At 68.1% G+C, this 13,277-nt stretch carries 14 protein-coding genes; 11 read left to right on the top strand and 3 right to left on the bottom strand.

Going from position 1 to position 13,277, the window contains the following annotated elements; genetic code table 11:
- Nucleotides 1-13 precede the first annotated feature (13 nt).
- Nucleotides 14-985, bottom strand: coding sequence for a MerR family transcriptional regulator (locus ACXRVZ_RS05865; RefSeq protein WP_457418626.1), 972 nt, complete (start codon nucleotides 983-985; stop codon nucleotides 14-16).
- A gap of 541 nt (nucleotides 986-1,526) precedes the next feature.
- Between ACXRVZ_RS05865 and ACXRVZ_RS05860 the strand changes: the two genes are divergently transcribed.
- Genes ACXRVZ_RS05860 through ACXRVZ_RS05830 form a run of 7 tightly spaced genes read left to right on the top strand, consistent with a single transcriptional unit; the run spans nucleotide 1,527 to nucleotide 7,811 of the window.
- Complete coding sequence (locus tag ACXRVZ_RS05860; protein WP_457418816.1) at nucleotides 1,527-2,828, top strand: NAD(P)/FAD-dependent oxidoreductase; 1,302 nt, start codon at nucleotides 1,527-1,529, stop codon at nucleotides 2,826-2,828.
- Complete coding sequence (locus ACXRVZ_RS05855) at nucleotides 2,825-3,574, top strand: DUF1365 domain-containing protein (RefSeq protein WP_457418624.1); 750 nt, start codon at nucleotides 2,825-2,827, stop codon at nucleotides 3,572-3,574. The genes ACXRVZ_RS05860 and ACXRVZ_RS05855 overlap by 4 nt, the downstream gene beginning before the upstream one ends.
- 5 nt (nucleotides 3,575-3,579) lie before the next feature.
- Nucleotides 3,580-4,797, top strand: coding sequence for a class I SAM-dependent methyltransferase (locus ACXRVZ_RS05850; protein WP_457418622.1), 1,218 nt, complete (start codon nucleotides 3,580-3,582; stop codon nucleotides 4,795-4,797).
- A gap of 3 nt (nucleotides 4,798-4,800) precedes the next feature.
- Nucleotides 4,801-5,316: a chalcone isomerase family protein gene (locus ACXRVZ_RS05845; protein ID WP_457418620.1), complete on the top strand. Its 516-nt coding sequence runs from the start codon at nucleotides 4,801-4,803 to the stop codon at nucleotides 5,314-5,316.
- The gene (locus ACXRVZ_RS05840) at nucleotides 5,303-6,538 is read left to right on the top strand and encodes an MFS transporter (protein WP_457418618.1); all 1,236 of its coding nucleotides are present in this window, start codon (nucleotides 5,303-5,305) and stop codon (nucleotides 6,536-6,538) included. Before ACXRVZ_RS05845 ends, ACXRVZ_RS05840 begins: the two co-directional genes overlap by 14 nt.
- Entirely contained in the window at nucleotides 6,535-7,056 is a 522-nt protein-coding gene (locus ACXRVZ_RS05835) for a DUF3833 domain-containing protein (RefSeq protein WP_457418616.1), read from the top strand. The genes ACXRVZ_RS05840 and ACXRVZ_RS05835 overlap by 4 nt, the downstream gene beginning before the upstream one ends.
- Nucleotides 7,053-7,811 carry an SDR family NAD(P)-dependent oxidoreductase gene (locus tag ACXRVZ_RS05830; RefSeq protein ID WP_457418614.1) on the top strand — a complete coding sequence of 253 codons (759 nt, stop codon included), beginning with the start codon at nucleotides 7,053-7,055 and terminating at the stop codon, nucleotides 7,809-7,811. The genes ACXRVZ_RS05835 and ACXRVZ_RS05830 overlap by 4 nt, the downstream gene beginning before the upstream one ends.
- 7 nt (nucleotides 7,812-7,818) lie before the next feature.
- Here ACXRVZ_RS05830 and corA read toward each other — a convergent pair whose 3' ends face one another.
- Entirely contained in the window at nucleotides 7,819-8,808 is a 990-nt protein-coding gene (gene corA, locus ACXRVZ_RS05825; protein ID WP_457418612.1) for a magnesium/cobalt transporter CorA, read from the bottom strand.
- Nucleotides 8,809-9,220: 412 nt separating this feature from the next.
- Here corA and hpf point away from each other — a divergent pair, with 412 nt between their 5' ends.
- From hpf to ACXRVZ_RS05805, 4 genes are all read left to right on the top strand, one after another.
- Nucleotides 9,221-9,562, top strand: coding sequence for a ribosome hibernation-promoting factor, HPF/YfiA family (gene hpf / locus ACXRVZ_RS05820; RefSeq protein ID WP_457418610.1), 342 nt, complete (start codon nucleotides 9,221-9,223; stop codon nucleotides 9,560-9,562).
- A 268-nt stretch (nucleotides 9,563-9,830) separates the two neighbouring features.
- Nucleotides 9,831-10,301 (top strand): PTS IIA-like nitrogen regulatory protein PtsN, encoded by a 471-nt coding sequence (gene ptsN, locus ACXRVZ_RS05815; protein WP_457418608.1) that lies wholly within the window; start codon nucleotides 9,831-9,833, stop codon nucleotides 10,299-10,301.
- A gap of 49 nt (nucleotides 10,302-10,350) precedes the next feature.
- Complete coding sequence (gene hprK / locus ACXRVZ_RS05810; protein ID WP_457418606.1) at nucleotides 10,351-11,307, top strand: HPr(Ser) kinase/phosphatase; 957 nt, start codon at nucleotides 10,351-10,353, stop codon at nucleotides 11,305-11,307.
- Nucleotides 11,307-12,731, top strand: coding sequence for a nicotinate phosphoribosyltransferase (locus tag ACXRVZ_RS05805; RefSeq protein ID WP_457418604.1), 1,425 nt, complete (start codon nucleotides 11,307-11,309; stop codon nucleotides 12,729-12,731). Before hprK ends, ACXRVZ_RS05805 begins: the two co-directional genes overlap by 1 nt.
- Before the next feature lie 4 nt (nucleotides 12,732-12,735).
- Here ACXRVZ_RS05805 and fur read toward each other — a convergent pair whose 3' ends face one another.
- Nucleotides 12,736-13,176 (bottom strand): ferric iron uptake transcriptional regulator, encoded by a 441-nt coding sequence (gene fur / locus ACXRVZ_RS05800; protein WP_457418602.1) that lies wholly within the window; start codon nucleotides 13,174-13,176, stop codon nucleotides 12,736-12,738.
- Nucleotides 13,177-13,277: the final 101 nt, after the last annotated feature.

The following is a 13,277-nucleotide window of genomic DNA, read 5'->3' as shown; positions in this document are numbered from 1 at the left end:
GGTGATTCCTCGTTTAGAGGGGAGATTCTAAAAGTTCGCGCCAGCGCTTCATTTCGGGTGCAATTGCGCCCAGGCCATCCAGGCAGAAAACGCCCTCCGGCACACCCGGCAAACGCAGTGCCCGGCTGCTGCCGCCGACCCAGATCTCGACGCTGCTCGGCAGCAGCGCGCGCAGCTCGGCCAGGCCGTCCAGCACCGCCCGGTTGGGCAACTGGCCGCTGAAGCTCAACGCGACGACGTCTGCCCGGTGCGCGGCCACGGCGCCTGGCAGCTGGGCCGGCGGCGTCTGCACGCCCAGCGACAGGCAGGCCGCGCCCTCCAGGCTCAGCAGCGCCTCGGCCATCAACAGGCCCAGCGCATGGCTCTCGCCGGGCAGCGTCGTCAGCAACACACGCGGGCCGTCGCCGGGCGCCGTCGGCAGCGCATGGATGGCCTGGCGCAGCACCAGCTGCAGTGACTCGCTGTAGATGTGCTCCTGGAAGACCTGCACCTCGCCGCTCATCCACAGCTCGCCGATGCGCGTCGTCAGCGGCGCGAAGACCTCGCCGATGCCGCCCGCAAGGCCGCGGCGCAGCACCGCCTGAGACAGAAGGCGCCGCAGGCCGTCGATGTCGTGGCCCTGCAGCAGCGCGGCGCAGGCGGCAATCTCCGGCGCCTCGACCGCAGCGCCAGCGGTGCTAGCCCCGGCGGCGGGCTGCAGCAGCGCCGCCAGCTCCTGCGCCGAAGCCGCGACGACACGGCCTGGGCGGTGGCCGGCATCCAGCAGGCGCTTGACGAGGTGCAGCCGGTGCACCTGTTCGGGCGGGTAGAGGCGCTCGCCCGCGGCATCGCGCCCGGGCGCGGGGAAGCCGTAGCGGCGCTCCCAGACACGCAGCGTCTCCTTGTTGATGCCGGTCTCCCGCTCGACCGCCGTGATGCCCACGCCGGCCGCTGGCGCGCCCGCATCCGCAGCGTCGCCGTCGACGTAGACCTGGTGTTCAGCCATGGCCCGCCTTTCCGGCGGCCATGAGCTCTACAGGCCCGTTAACCATAATTTGTCCTGGACAAACATAAGACAACTTTCGCTGATTGACCTAATATAGACATGCCAGCCGAGATTTGAACTGGACAAAACATCAACATTTTGCTCTCCCTGCGCGCCACCGGCTTCCTTCGGCGGAACTGTTCGCAATCGGGAGCCTGAGCAGGAAAGCAGCGCCGGACACCCAACCATGACGACAACAATCGTCGCCCGAACCCGGTACAGCCCCGTAGAACTTCATGCTTACGGCCTGCACTCAGGCTACACAGGCAGTGAAAACCCGACTCGTGCTCGAACGGAGGCGCTGCACACACCCACGGAATTCAGGCCGCTCAACCTCTCTGAGTCCAGAGCAGCAATCTCGAAGCCGTTCTCCTCCTCCTCCCTCCCTCCCTCGTTGGCTTCGAGGCGTTCTGCGGCCGCTTTTACAAACAGGGCCCGTGTCGGTGACGCGGGCCCTTCGTTTTTGCCCGGCGGCCACGCCTCGGCCGAGTTGCTCGGCCTGCTGCGCGGCCGCGGCCATCCGCGCGCACCGGGCGGCCAGACGACCAAGCGCATCGCCGTCGTCGGCGCTGGCATCGCTGGCCTGTCCGCCGCCTGGGCTCTGAGCGACCGAGCCCACGTCACGCTGTTCGAGGCCGGCAGCTACGCAGGCGGCCACACGCACACGGTCGACGTGACGCTGGATGGCATCACCCACGGCGTCGACACCGGCTTCCTCGTCTTCAACGAGCGCACCTACCCGCTGCTGATCCAGCTCTTCGCGCAGCTCGGCATCGCCACCGCCAGAAGCGACATGAGCTTCTCTGCCCAGGTGCCGGGCGACGGCATCGAGTGGAGCGGCAACAACCTGTCCACCGTCTTTGCGCAACGCCGCAACTTAGCAAGGCCGGCCTTCTGGGGAATGCTGGCCGACCTGCTGCGCTTCAACCGCCTGTGCACGGCGCTGGCCGCCAACGGCGAGGAGGCCGCGCTGGCCGAACCCATTGGTGACTTCCTGAACCGCCACCGCTTCGGCCGCGGCTTTCGGGACTGGTATCTGCTGCCCATGGTCGCCTGCATCTGGTCCTGCCCGACGGCGCAGATGCTGCAGTTCCCCATCCGCACGCTGATCCGCTTCTGCCACAACCACGGCCTGCTGCAGGTCAACGACCGGCCGCAATGGTGGACGGTCACCGGCGGCGCGCGCCACTACGTGAACGCCATGCTGCCCGCCATCCACGAGGTGCGCCTGGGCACGCACGTGCAGGCCATCCACCGGCCGGCGGCGGGTAGCGATGTCGTCGTGCAGAGCCCAGGCGGCCGCGAGCATTTCGACGCCGTGGTCCTGGCCGGCCACAGCGACCAGAGCCTGGCGCTGCTCGCCCTGCCCACGGACGTCGAGCATCAGGTGCTGGCGGCCATCCGCTACCAACCCAACGTCGCGGTGCTGCACACCGATGCAAGCCTGCTGCCGCGCCGCCGCGCCGCCTGGGCCGCGTGGAACTACGAGAGCGGCAGTGAGGCTGGCGCCGTCTGCCTGCACTACCTGCTCAACCAGCTCCAGCCGCTGCCGTGGGAGCAGCCGGTCGTCGTGTCGCTCAACCCGCTGCGCCAGCCCGACCCGGCCCGCGTCATCGGCCGCTACGCCTACGCCCATCCCGTCTTCGACGACGACGCCGTGCGCGCCCAGGCCCGCCTGGCCGACATCCAGGGCTCGGGCGGCGTGTGGTTTGCCGGCGCATGGACGCGTTATGGCTTCCATGAGGACGGCCTGCTGTCGGGCTTGAACGCCGCGCAGGGCGTCATCGACACGGTGCTGACATGAACACGGCGCAGCTGGGCACAGGCGTCGTGCGCCACCGCCGGCTGCGTCCGCGCGAGCATGCCTTCGACTACGCCAGCTACTTCCTGTGGCTGCCCATGCGCGCGCTGCGTCGCGAGCCCTCGGCGCCGTTGAACCGCAACGGTCGAGGCTGGCTCAGCTTTCATGACGCCGACCACGGCGACGGTGGCGCCAATGCTTTGTCCTGGCTGGAGGCGCTGCTTGCGGCCGAGGGCATCGCCGACGCCGACGGCGAGGTCTGGCTGCAGACCTATCCGCGCGTGCTGGGCCATGTGTTCAAGCCGGTCAGCTTCTGGTTCTGCGAGCGTGCAGACGCCTCGCTCGCGGCCGTCGTCGTCGAGGTCAACAACACCTTCGGCGAACGCCACTGCTATCTGCTGCGCGGGCCCGAGCTGGCCTGGGGCCGCGAGCAGCAGGCGGCCAAGGTTTTTCACGTGTCACCGTTCTGCGCCGTCGAGGGCCGCTACCGCTTCCGCTTCATGCGGGCCGAGGGGCGTGTCGTCGCCCGCGTGGACCACGACGACGAGCAAGGCCCGCTGCTGCACACCAGCCTCAGCGGCCACCTGCAACCGCTCACCACGCGCAGCGCCCGCGCCGCGTTCTTCGCCATGCCCGCGCTGACGTTGATGGTCGCCGCGCGCATTCACTGGCAGGCGCTGAAGCTGGCCTTCAAGCGCGTGCCCTTCTTCTCCAAACCCCAGCCGCCAGAGCGCTTTGTGACGCGCTGACCGCCATGACGACAACGACCTCCGCTCCCGCCTCCGTCACGCTTCCTGCCACCCTGCCACGCCACGCGCGCCGCGTGCTGGCGCTGCTGAACCACCTTCAGCACGGCAGCCTCGACCTGCAGACGCCTGAAGGCGAGATGCTGCACTTTGGCCACGGCCGCGAACCGCGCGCGGCCATCCGCATCGTCGACTGGCAGGTCTGCGCCGCCGCACTCGCCTCGGGCGATGTCGGCTTTGCCGAGAGCTATGTCGACGGTCAATGGACCAGCTCCGACCTGCGCGCGCTGGTGGAGCTGCTGGTCCGCAACCGCACGGCGCTGGAGTCACTGGTCTACGGCGGCTTCTGGGGCGGGCTGCTGCACCGCGCACGCCACCTGCTCAACCGCAACACGCGCCAGGGCAGCCGCAAGAACATCCACGCCCACTACGACCTCGGCAACGCCTTCTACAAGCTGTGGCTGGACCCGACGATGAACTACTCCAGCGCCTGGTTCGACGGCGTGCCGGAGCGCTCCCTGCCCGCCGCCCAGCAGGCCAAGATGCACCGCGCGCTCAGTGAAGCCGGCGTCACCCTCGGCAGCCGCGTGCTGGAGATCGGCTGCGGCTGGGGCGCCATTGCCGAGGTGGCCGCGCGCGACTTCGATGCGCGGCTGACCGGTGTCACGCTGTCGACCGAGCAGCTCGCCTGGGCGCAGCGCCGCCTGCAAAACGCCGGCCTGAGCGCCGACCTGCGCCTGCAGGACTACCGCGACATTGCCGATGAGCCCTTCGACGCCATCGTCTCCATCGAGATGTTCGAGGCCGTCGGCCGCGAGTACTGGGACGGCTACTTCAACACCGTGCGTGACAAGCTCAAGCCCGGCGGCCGGGCTTGCATCCAGAGCATCACCATCCGCGATGACCTCTTCGACCGCTACGTCAACTCGACCGACTTCATCCAGCAGTACATCTTCCCCGGTGGCCTGCTGCCCAGCCCCAGCCAGTTCCGCGCTCATGCCAGCAAGGCAGGACTGCGCGTTGTCAATGAGCTGGCCTTCGGCGCCGACTACGCCCTGACGCTGCGCCACTGGCGCGAGGCGTTCCTGCGCCACGACGGCCCCGTGCGCGAGCTGGGCTTCGACACCCGCTTCATGCGACTGTGGGAGTTCTATCTCGCCTATTGCGAAGGCGCCTTTGCAGCGGGCAATACCGACGTCATGCAGTTCACGCTGGTGCGGGACTGAGCCATGCGGCGCCGCGCCGTCCTGATCTCCTTCGCAGCGGTCACGCTCGCCCAGGCTGCCCCCGAGCTGACCGGGCTGATGCGGCGCGGCCAGGCGCGCTTTCGCTTCCTGGGCCTGCACGTCTACGACATCCGCCTGTGGTCGGCCGCACCCATCACGGCCGCGAACTGGCAGGAGCAGCCGCTGACGCTGGAGATCGAATACGCGCGCAGCCTGGACGGCGCCGAGATCGCCAAACGCTCGCTGAAGGAGATGCGCCGCCAGGCCACCGTCAGCGACGCGCAGGCCCAGGCCTGGCTCGCCGAGATGCAGGCCGCCTTCCCCGACGTGAAGGCCGGCGACCGCATCAGCGGCAGCCATGAACCCGGCGTGGCGGTGCAGTTCTTCGTCAACGGCCAGCCGCGCCGGCGCGTGGCGGACGCCACCTTCGCACGGCTCTTCCTCGGCATCTGGCTCAGCCCGCAGACCTCGGAGCCGGCGTTGCGCGAGCAATTGCTGGCCAGCGATGGCAAGCCTTGAATTCACGCCTCGCGACGGGCTGCGCTACGGCGCGCTGGGCCTCGCGCTCGCCTTCGTCGCGCTGCCGCTCTACGTGCATCTGCCGGCCTACTACGCGACTCGCTTCGGCCTGCCGCTGGCCAGCCTGGGCGCGCTGCTGCTGGCCGCCCGCGCGCTGGACGCCCTCGTCGACCCCTGGATAGGCCGGCTCTGCGACCGGGCGCTGGGCCGCCGTGCGCTGGCCTGGCAACTGCCCGCTGCGGCCCTGCTGCTGGTGCTCGGCTTCGCCGGCCTGTTCTTCCCGCCGCTGACCGAACCCACTGCGCTGCTCGCCTGGGCCGGCGCAGGCCTGGTGCTGACCTACCTCGCCTACAGCTGGCTGGCCGTGCTGCACCAGGCCTGGGGCGCGCGACTGGGCGGCGGCACGGCCACGCAGAGCCGAGTGGTGGCCTGGCGGGAAGGTTTTGCGCTCGTTGGCGTCGTTAGCGCCAGCCTGCTGCCGTCCCTCGCCGGCTTCGGCGCCACGGCCCTCGTGCTGGCGATCGCGCTGGCCATGGGCCTTGCCCTGCTGAGCCGCGCGCCCCGGCCCGCGCCCACTGCTGACGCACCGGCATCGCTGGCCCTGGCCTGGCGCGTGCCCGAGTTCCGCCGGTTGCTCACCGTCTTCCTGCTCAACGGCATCGCCGCCGCCGTGCCGGCCACTCTGCTGCTCTTCTTCATCGACGACCGCCTGCGCCTGCCCGAGTCGCAAGGCCTTTTCCTTGCCAGCTATTTCGTCGCGGCGGTGGTGTCGCTGCCCGTCTGGCTGCGCGTCATCGCTCGCCTGGGCCAGCCGCGCGCCTGGGCTTTGGGCATGGCGCTCGCTGTCGCGGCCTTCGCATGGGCGGCGGCCCTCGGTGCGGGTGACCGCCTCGGCTTTCTCGCCGTCTGCGTCGCCAGCGGCGCCGCTCTGGGCGCTGACCTCGCCATCCCCGGCGCGCTGCTGGCCGGCGTCATCCAGCGCGCCGGCCTCTCGGGTCGTGCCGAGGGCGCCTTCTTCGGCTGGTGGAACGCCGCTACCAAGCTCAACCTCGCACTGGCCGCCGGCGTGGCGCTGCCGCTGCTCCAAGCCCTGGGCTACGCGCCCGGCCAGCGCGACCCGCAGGCCCTGCAGGCGCTCACCATCGCCTACTGCCTGCTGCCCTGCGCCCTCAAGCTCGCCGCCGCCGCGCTGCTGTATCGCCACTTCATCGCCACACCGTGAACCGACGCCTGTTGTTGACCACCCTCGTGCTAGCTGGATGCGCCAGCGCACCCGTGCCCGAGGATTACGCCGCCGAAAAGCCGGTGCTGGACCTGAAGTCCTACTTCAACGGCCCGATGACCGCCCACGGCCTGTTCACCGACCGCGCGGGCAAGGTGCAGCGCCGCTTCGTCGTGCAACTGGTAGGCCGCTGGCAGGGCGGCGTCGGCACGCTGGAGGAGGATTTCACCTACAGCGACGGCAAGACCGAACGCCGCGTCTGGACGATCACTTCTCTCGGCAACGGCCGCTACAAGGGCACGGCGGCCGACGTCGTCGGCGAGGCGGCCGGCGAGGCGCGCGGCAATGCGCTGCGCTGGAGCTACACGCTGCGCTTGCCCGTCGACGGCACGACCTACGACGTGCAGTTCGACGACTGGATGTATCTGATGGACGGCAAGGTCATGCTGAACAAGGCGCGCATGAGCAAGTTCGGCTTCCACGTCGGCGACGTGACCTTGTCGTTCTACAAACCATGAGCCTCAATCCGCGACTGCGCGACTGGCAGGGCAAAACGGTCTGGCTGATCGGCGCGTCCACCGGCATCGGCCGCGCCACGGCGAGCGCGCTGCACGCCGCCGGCGCGCGCGTCATCGTGTCGGCACGGCAGGCCGCGCTGCTGAACGAATTCACCGCCCTGCACCCCGGCAGCCACGCGCTGCCGCTGGACGTGATGGACCTGCCCGCGCTGCGCGCCGCCGTGGCCCAGATCGGCGTGCCCGACCTGTGCGTCTATTGCGCCGGCTACTACCGGCCGATGACGGCGGCCAGCTTCGACCTGGCGGACGCGCGCCGCCACCTCGACATCAACCTCGTCGGCGCGCTGAACCTGCTCGACGCGCTGCTGCCACGCCTGCTGGCTGTCGGGAGCGGCCACCTCAGCCTAGTCTCCAGCGTCGCCGGCTACCGCGGCCTGCCCAAGGCGCTCGCCTACGGCCCGAGCAAGGCCGCGCTGACGCATCTGGCCGAGGCCCTCTACCTCGACCTGCACCCGCGCGGCGTTGGCGTCTCCGTCATCCACCCCGGCTTCGTGACAACGCCAATGACCGCGCAGAACGACTTCGCCATGCCCGCCGAGATCAGCCCCGAGCAGGCAGCAAGGGCGATGCTGGCCGGCTGGGCGGCGGGCGAGTTCGAGATCCACTTCCCCAAGCGCTTCACGCGCTTCATGAAGCTGCTGCGCCTGCTCGGCGACGGCGCCTATTTCAAGCTCGTCAGCAAGGCCAACCGATGACCGAGGCCTACCGGAGCCAGCCCTTGCGGCGGAAGTAGATGAAGGGCGCGGCCACCGACAGCAGCATCAGCCCCAGCGCCAGCGGGTAGCCCCAGGGCACGTGAAGCTCGGGCATGTGGTCGAAGTTCATGCCGTAGATCGACGCGATCAGCGTCGGCGGCAGCAAAGCCACGCTGGCCACCGAGAAGATCTTGATGATCTTGTTCTGGTTGATGTTGATGAAGCCAACCGTGGCGTCCATCAGGAAGTTGATCTTGTCGAAGAGGAAAGCAGTGTGTGAATCGAGTGAGTCGATGTCACGAAGAATCTGTCGCGATTCCTCGAACTGCTCTGCGTTCAGCATGCGGCTGCGCATCATGAAGCTGACCGCACGGCGCGTGTCCATCACGTTGCGGCGGATACGGCCGTTCATGTCTTCCTCGCGGGCGATGGCCGACAGCACTTCGCCGGCCTCGGCGTCGGTCACGTCGCTCTTCAGCACGCGGGCGCTCACCGCCTCCAGCTTGTCGTAGATGCCCTCCAGCACGTCGGCCGAGTACTCGGCATCGGCGTCGTAGAGCTTGAGCAGAACGTCCTTGGCATCCTCGATCAACGCCGGGATGCGCCGCGCGCGCAGGCGCAGCAGGCGGAATACCGGCAGGTCCTCGTTGTGGATGGAGAACAGCACGTTGTTGAACAGGATGAAGGCCACGCGCACGTTGCGCGCCGACTTGCCGTCCGGGCCGTCGTCGCCCTCGATGAGAAAGTCGGAGCGGATGTGCAGCTCGCCGTTGTCTTCCTCGTAGAAGCGCGCCGACTCCTCCAGATCCTCGTCGACGATGTCCTCGGGAATGGTCAGCCCGAAGCGGTCGGTTATCCAGCCTTTTTCCTCGGCGCTCGGGCTCTCCAGGTCGACCCAGATGGGGCGCGACAGAGCCAGGTCCGCGGCGGTTTCGATTTCTTCCTGGAACAGCCCGCCCTTGAGGCGGCCGTTATCCAGCGTGAACACATTCAGCATGCATCGTCTCCAGCAGCGCTGGCTACAGGAACAGGACGACGCGGGGCGCCGTCCGGGGTGGCGGGATTCAGTTCAACCGTCTCACTCCGGGCGGGGCGCGCTGCTCAGCGCACGTTGCGGGAGTGGACGGTCACCGAGGGTGATCGCTGTCCAAGAAGGGCTCCGTAGGGGGGAATAGCCGCGGATTATTGCACCGGCGCAAGACGTGAAAGAAGACGCAAAAACGCGGCTCGCATGGCCACAAAACCTCACCGTCATCCCCTTGTCACGCAGCCGCTTCGCGCGCAAACTGGCCTCGTCGATTCCCCACTCCCACCCACCTCCGCTACCTTGTAAACAGCTACTTACTCCGCAACTTTCCTCAGTTTTCTGGTTCCGTTTTTTCCGACCCATTCCTGTGAAAGGAAGCTCTATGAATCTGACGATCAGTGGCCATCATCTCGACGTCACCCCAGCATTGCGCGAATACGTGCTCACCAAGCTGGACCGCGTGACCCGCCACTTTGACCAGGTCGTTGACATCAACGTCCTGCTGACCGTAGAAAAGCAAAAGGAAAAGGACCGCCGGCAGCGCGCCGAAGTCACGCTGCATGTGAAGGGCCGCGACATCTTCGTGGAGCAGTCCCATGAGGACCTCTACGCCGCCATCGACCAATTGATGGACAAGCTGGATCGCCAGGTCTGCCGCCACAAGGACAAGGTGCAAGACCACCACCACGCCTCGGCCAAGCGCCTTGAGGTGCCCGCCCGCTAAATCCACCCAGGTGGTTTGTCCCCCAAGCGGCCTCCGGGCCGCTTTCGCGTTTTTGCCATGCGCAATCCGGCGCCCATCCGCGGCAAACGGTTGTTGTTGCAGTGCCGCAAAGACCCGCATTCAGGGGTGAGCAGAGGCCTTTTGCACGCCTCCGGGATCGACCCCTCACCCCAAAACAGCCCGCAGTTCCATAATCTGCGACTCTGATTGACCCAACCGCCGGCTCCGGCCGCGCCCACCAGGCGCCCCCGACGCTCGGCCCCAGCCCATGAACCGTCTAGCCGCCATCCTGCCCGCCGACAACGTGTTGGTGAATGTGGATGCGTCCAGCAAGAAGCGCGCTTTCGAACACGCCGGCCTGCTGTTCGAAAACCACCACCAGATGGCCCGCGCGCTGGTCACCGACAACCTGTTCGCCCGCGAGCGCCTGGGCTCGACCGGCCTCGGCCATGGCGTTGCCATTCCGCATGGCCGCGTCAAGGGCCTGAAAAACCCGCTGGCCGCCGTGCTGCGCCTGCAGCAGCCCATCGCCTTCGACGCACCGGATGACGAGCCCGTCGGCCTGCTGATCTTCCTGCTCGTGCCCGAAGCCGCCACGCAGCGTCATCTGGAGATCCTGTCCGAGATCGCCGAGATGCTGTCCGACCGCGAACTGCGCGAGCAACTCAAGACCGAACCCGAGGCCGCGACGCTGCACAAGCTCATCGCATCCTGGGAGCCGCTGAAGTCCGTCGCCTGATGCCGCTGATCGGCGCTTCGCGTAAACCCTTAGCGACTTACGTTCCGACTTGAAACCAACCTCCATCAGCGCTGAGCGGTTGTTTGAAGAGCACCGCGAAGCTCTTCGTTGGGAATGGATCGCCGGCCACGGCCACCCGGAGCGCCGATTCGACGAAGCCGCCGTGCGCGATGCGCAGAGCGCGGCCGACCTGGTCGGCTACCTGAACTACATCCACCCCTACCGCGTGCAGATCGTCGGCCGCCGTGAGGTCGCCTACCTGAACCAGGAAGGCACCGACGTCCAGGACCGCCGCATCTCGCGCATCGTCACGCTGGAGCCGCCGGTCATCATCGTCGCCGACGACACCACGCCGCCACCGCGCCTGGTGGCCATGTGCGACCGCGCCGAGATCCCGCTGTTCCGCACCAAGGAATCCGCCGGCCACGTCATCGACCTGGTGCGCGGCTACCTGTCGCAGCTCTTTGCCAACCGCACGACCCGCCACGGCGTCTTCATGGACATCCTCGGCCTGGGCGTGCTGCTGACCGGCGAATCGGGCCTGGGCAAGAGTGAGCTGGGCCTGGAGCTGATCTCGCGCGGCCACGGCCTGGTGGCGGACGACGCCGTCGACTTCTTCCGCATCGCCCAGACGGCCATCGAGGGCCGCTGCCCCGAACTGCTGCTCAACCTGCTGGAAGTGCGCGGCATCGGCCTGCTGGACATCAAGGCCATCTTTGGCGAGACCGCCGTGCGTCGCAAGATGCGCCTCAAGCTCATCGTCCACCTGGTGCGCAAGGAGACGATGGAGCGCGACTTCGAGCGCCTGCCCTACGAGCCGCTGCACGAGGACGTGCTGGGCATGCCGGTGCGCAAGGTCGTCATCGCCGTGGACGCGGGCCGCAACCTGGCCGTGCTGGTGGAAGCCGCCGTGCGCAACACCATCCTGCAGCTGCGCGGCATCGACACCTACAAGGAATTCGTCGAGCGCCACCAGCGCGCGATCGACAGCGGCTCGATGGACTGATGGCGCTGCAGGCCTTCAAAGACATCGCCCGCCTGCTCGTCCTCAACACGGACAGCTACAAGACCAGCCACTGGCGGCAATACCCGCCCGGCACCAGCACCGTCTTCAGCTACATCGAAGCCCGCGGCGGCACGCTGCCTTACACCGTCTTCTTCGGCCTGCAGGCGCTGCTGAAGGAATACCTCACCCAACCCGTCACGGCCGATGATGTGGCCTTGGCGGTCGAGGTCTGCGCGGCCCACGGCGTGCCCTTCAACCGCGAGGGCTGGCTGCACATCGTCAGCGCCCACGGCGGCCGGCTGCCGCTGCGCATCCGCGCGGTGCCCGAGGGGACCGTCGTGCCGGTCAACCATGCCCTCGTCACGGTCGAGAACACCGACCCGGCATGCTGGTGGTTGACGAGTTATGTCGAGACGGCGCTGCTGCGCGTCTGGTACCCGACAACGGTGGCCAGCCACGGCCTGTCCACGCGCCGCCTCATCGGCGACTCGCTCGCGCGCACCGGCTCGCCCGAAGGCCTGCCCTTCAAGCTGCACGACTTCGGCGCGCGCGGCGTGTCGTCGCTGGAGTCGGCCATGCTGGGCGGCATGGCCCACCTGGTGAACTTCCAGGGCACCGACAACCTCACGGCGCTGCTCGGCGCCCGCCTCTATTACGGCGAGCCCATGGCCGGCTTCTCCATCCCGGCGGCCGAGCACAGCACCATCACCGCCTGGGGCCGTGACGGCGAGCTGGATGCCTATCGCAACATGCTCACGCAGTTCGGCCGGCCCGGCGCGCTGCTGGCCGTCGTGTCCGACTCCTACGACCTCGACGCCGCCGTGGCCCAGCTCTGGGGCGGCGCCCTGCGCGAGGAGGTCATCGCCAGCGGCGCCACCGTCGTCATCCGCCCCGACAGCGGCGACCCCACCAGCGCCGTGCTGCGCACCGTGCGCGCGCTGGACGCGAGTTTCGGCAGCGCCGTCAACGCCAAGGGCTACAAAGTGCTGAAGCATGTGCGCGTCATCCAGGGCGACGGCATCACGCGCGAGTCCATCGGCAGCATCCTGGGTGCGCTGGAATCCGCCGGCTACTCGGCCGACAACGTCGCCTTCGGCCAGGGCGGCGCGCTGCTGCAGCAGGTCAACCGCGACACGCTGGGCTTTGCGATGAAGGCCTCGGCTGCGGAGGTGGGCGGCGCATGGCGCGACGTCTTCAAGGCCCCGGTCACCGACCTGGCCAAGCGCAGCAAGGCCGGCCGACTGACGCTGATGCGCCGCACCAATGACGATGTCTGCGCCTTCGCCACCGTGCGCCTGGACTCACCCGGCCACCAGCAGGCCCTGGCCGACGGCGCGACCGAGGCGCTGCGCACCGTCTTCGAGAACGGCCGCCTGCTGGTGGACGACAGCTTCGCGGCGATCCGCGCGCGGGTCAGCAGCTAAGCGCTTAACCCTTGTTGGGGCAGTTGGGCTTCACGCAGGTCGCGTACAGCGCCAGCGAGTGCTCCTGCAACTGGAAGCCCTTCTCGCTCGCGATGGCGTGCTGGCGTTCCTCGATGCCGGAGTCGAAGAACTCCTCGACCTTGCCGCAGTTCAGGCAGACGAGGTGGTCATGGTGGTGCCCCTCGTTGAGCTCGTAAACGGCCTTGCCGGTCTCGAAATGGTTGCGGCTCAGCAGGCCGGCCTGCTCGAACTGCTGCAGCACGCGGTAGACCGTCGCCAGGCCGATGTCGGCGCCTTCGCCGAGCAAAGCCTTGTAAACATCTTCGGCCGTCATGTGACGCTGCTGTGTGCGCTGGAAGATCTCGAGGATCTTGATGCGTGGCAGCGTCGCCTTGAGGCCGCTGTTCTTGATGTCGCTGGTCTGGTCTTTGACGGAAGAGGGCATGGCGCGTGGGCCGGAGCCCCGGAAGGGGCCCCGCTAGAATCCGCCGATCATAGCCAGCCGAACCTCCGGCAGGCGCTCTCCGCACTCTGTCCAGCCGCCCC

This window comes from Roseateles sp. P5_E8, assembly GCF_054177665.1.
The sequence above is the reverse complement of the archived record's forward strand: the minus strand, read 5'-3'. Positions and strand labels throughout refer to the sequence as shown.

Coding starts and splice junctions, on each gene's coding strand:
- corA (WP_457418612.1), bottom strand. CDS start 8,808: ATGCTGAATGTGTTCACGCTGGATAACGGCCGCCTCAAGGGCGGGCTG.
- ACXRVZ_RS05840 (WP_457418618.1), top strand. CDS start 5,303: ATGGCAAGCCTTGAATTCACGCCTCGCGACGGGCTGCGCTACGGCGCG.
- ptsN (WP_457418608.1), top strand. CDS start 9,831: ATGAACCGTCTAGCCGCCATCCTGCCCGCCGACAACGTGTTGGTGAAT.
- ACXRVZ_RS05845 (WP_457418620.1), top strand. CDS start 4,801: ATGCGGCGCCGCGCCGTCCTGATCTCCTTCGCAGCGGTCACGCTCGCC.
- ACXRVZ_RS05830 (WP_457418614.1), top strand. CDS start 7,053: ATGAGCCTCAATCCGCGACTGCGCGACTGGCAGGGCAAAACGGTCTGG.
- ACXRVZ_RS05850 (WP_457418622.1), top strand. CDS start 3,580: ATGACGACAACGACCTCCGCTCCCGCCTCCGTCACGCTTCCTGCCACC.
- ACXRVZ_RS05855 (WP_457418624.1), top strand. CDS start 2,825: ATGAACACGGCGCAGCTGGGCACAGGCGTCGTGCGCCACCGCCGGCTG.
- hpf (WP_457418610.1), top strand. CDS start 9,221: ATGAATCTGACGATCAGTGGCCATCATCTCGACGTCACCCCAGCATTG.
- ACXRVZ_RS05805 (WP_457418604.1), top strand. CDS start 11,307: ATGGCGCTGCAGGCCTTCAAAGACATCGCCCGCCTGCTCGTCCTCAAC.
- fur (WP_457418602.1), bottom strand. CDS start 13,176: ATGCCCTCTTCCGTCAAAGACCAGACCAGCGACATCAAGAACAGCGGC.
- ACXRVZ_RS05865 (WP_457418626.1), bottom strand. CDS start 985: ATGGCTGAACACCAGGTCTACGTCGACGGCGACGCTGCGGATGCGGGC.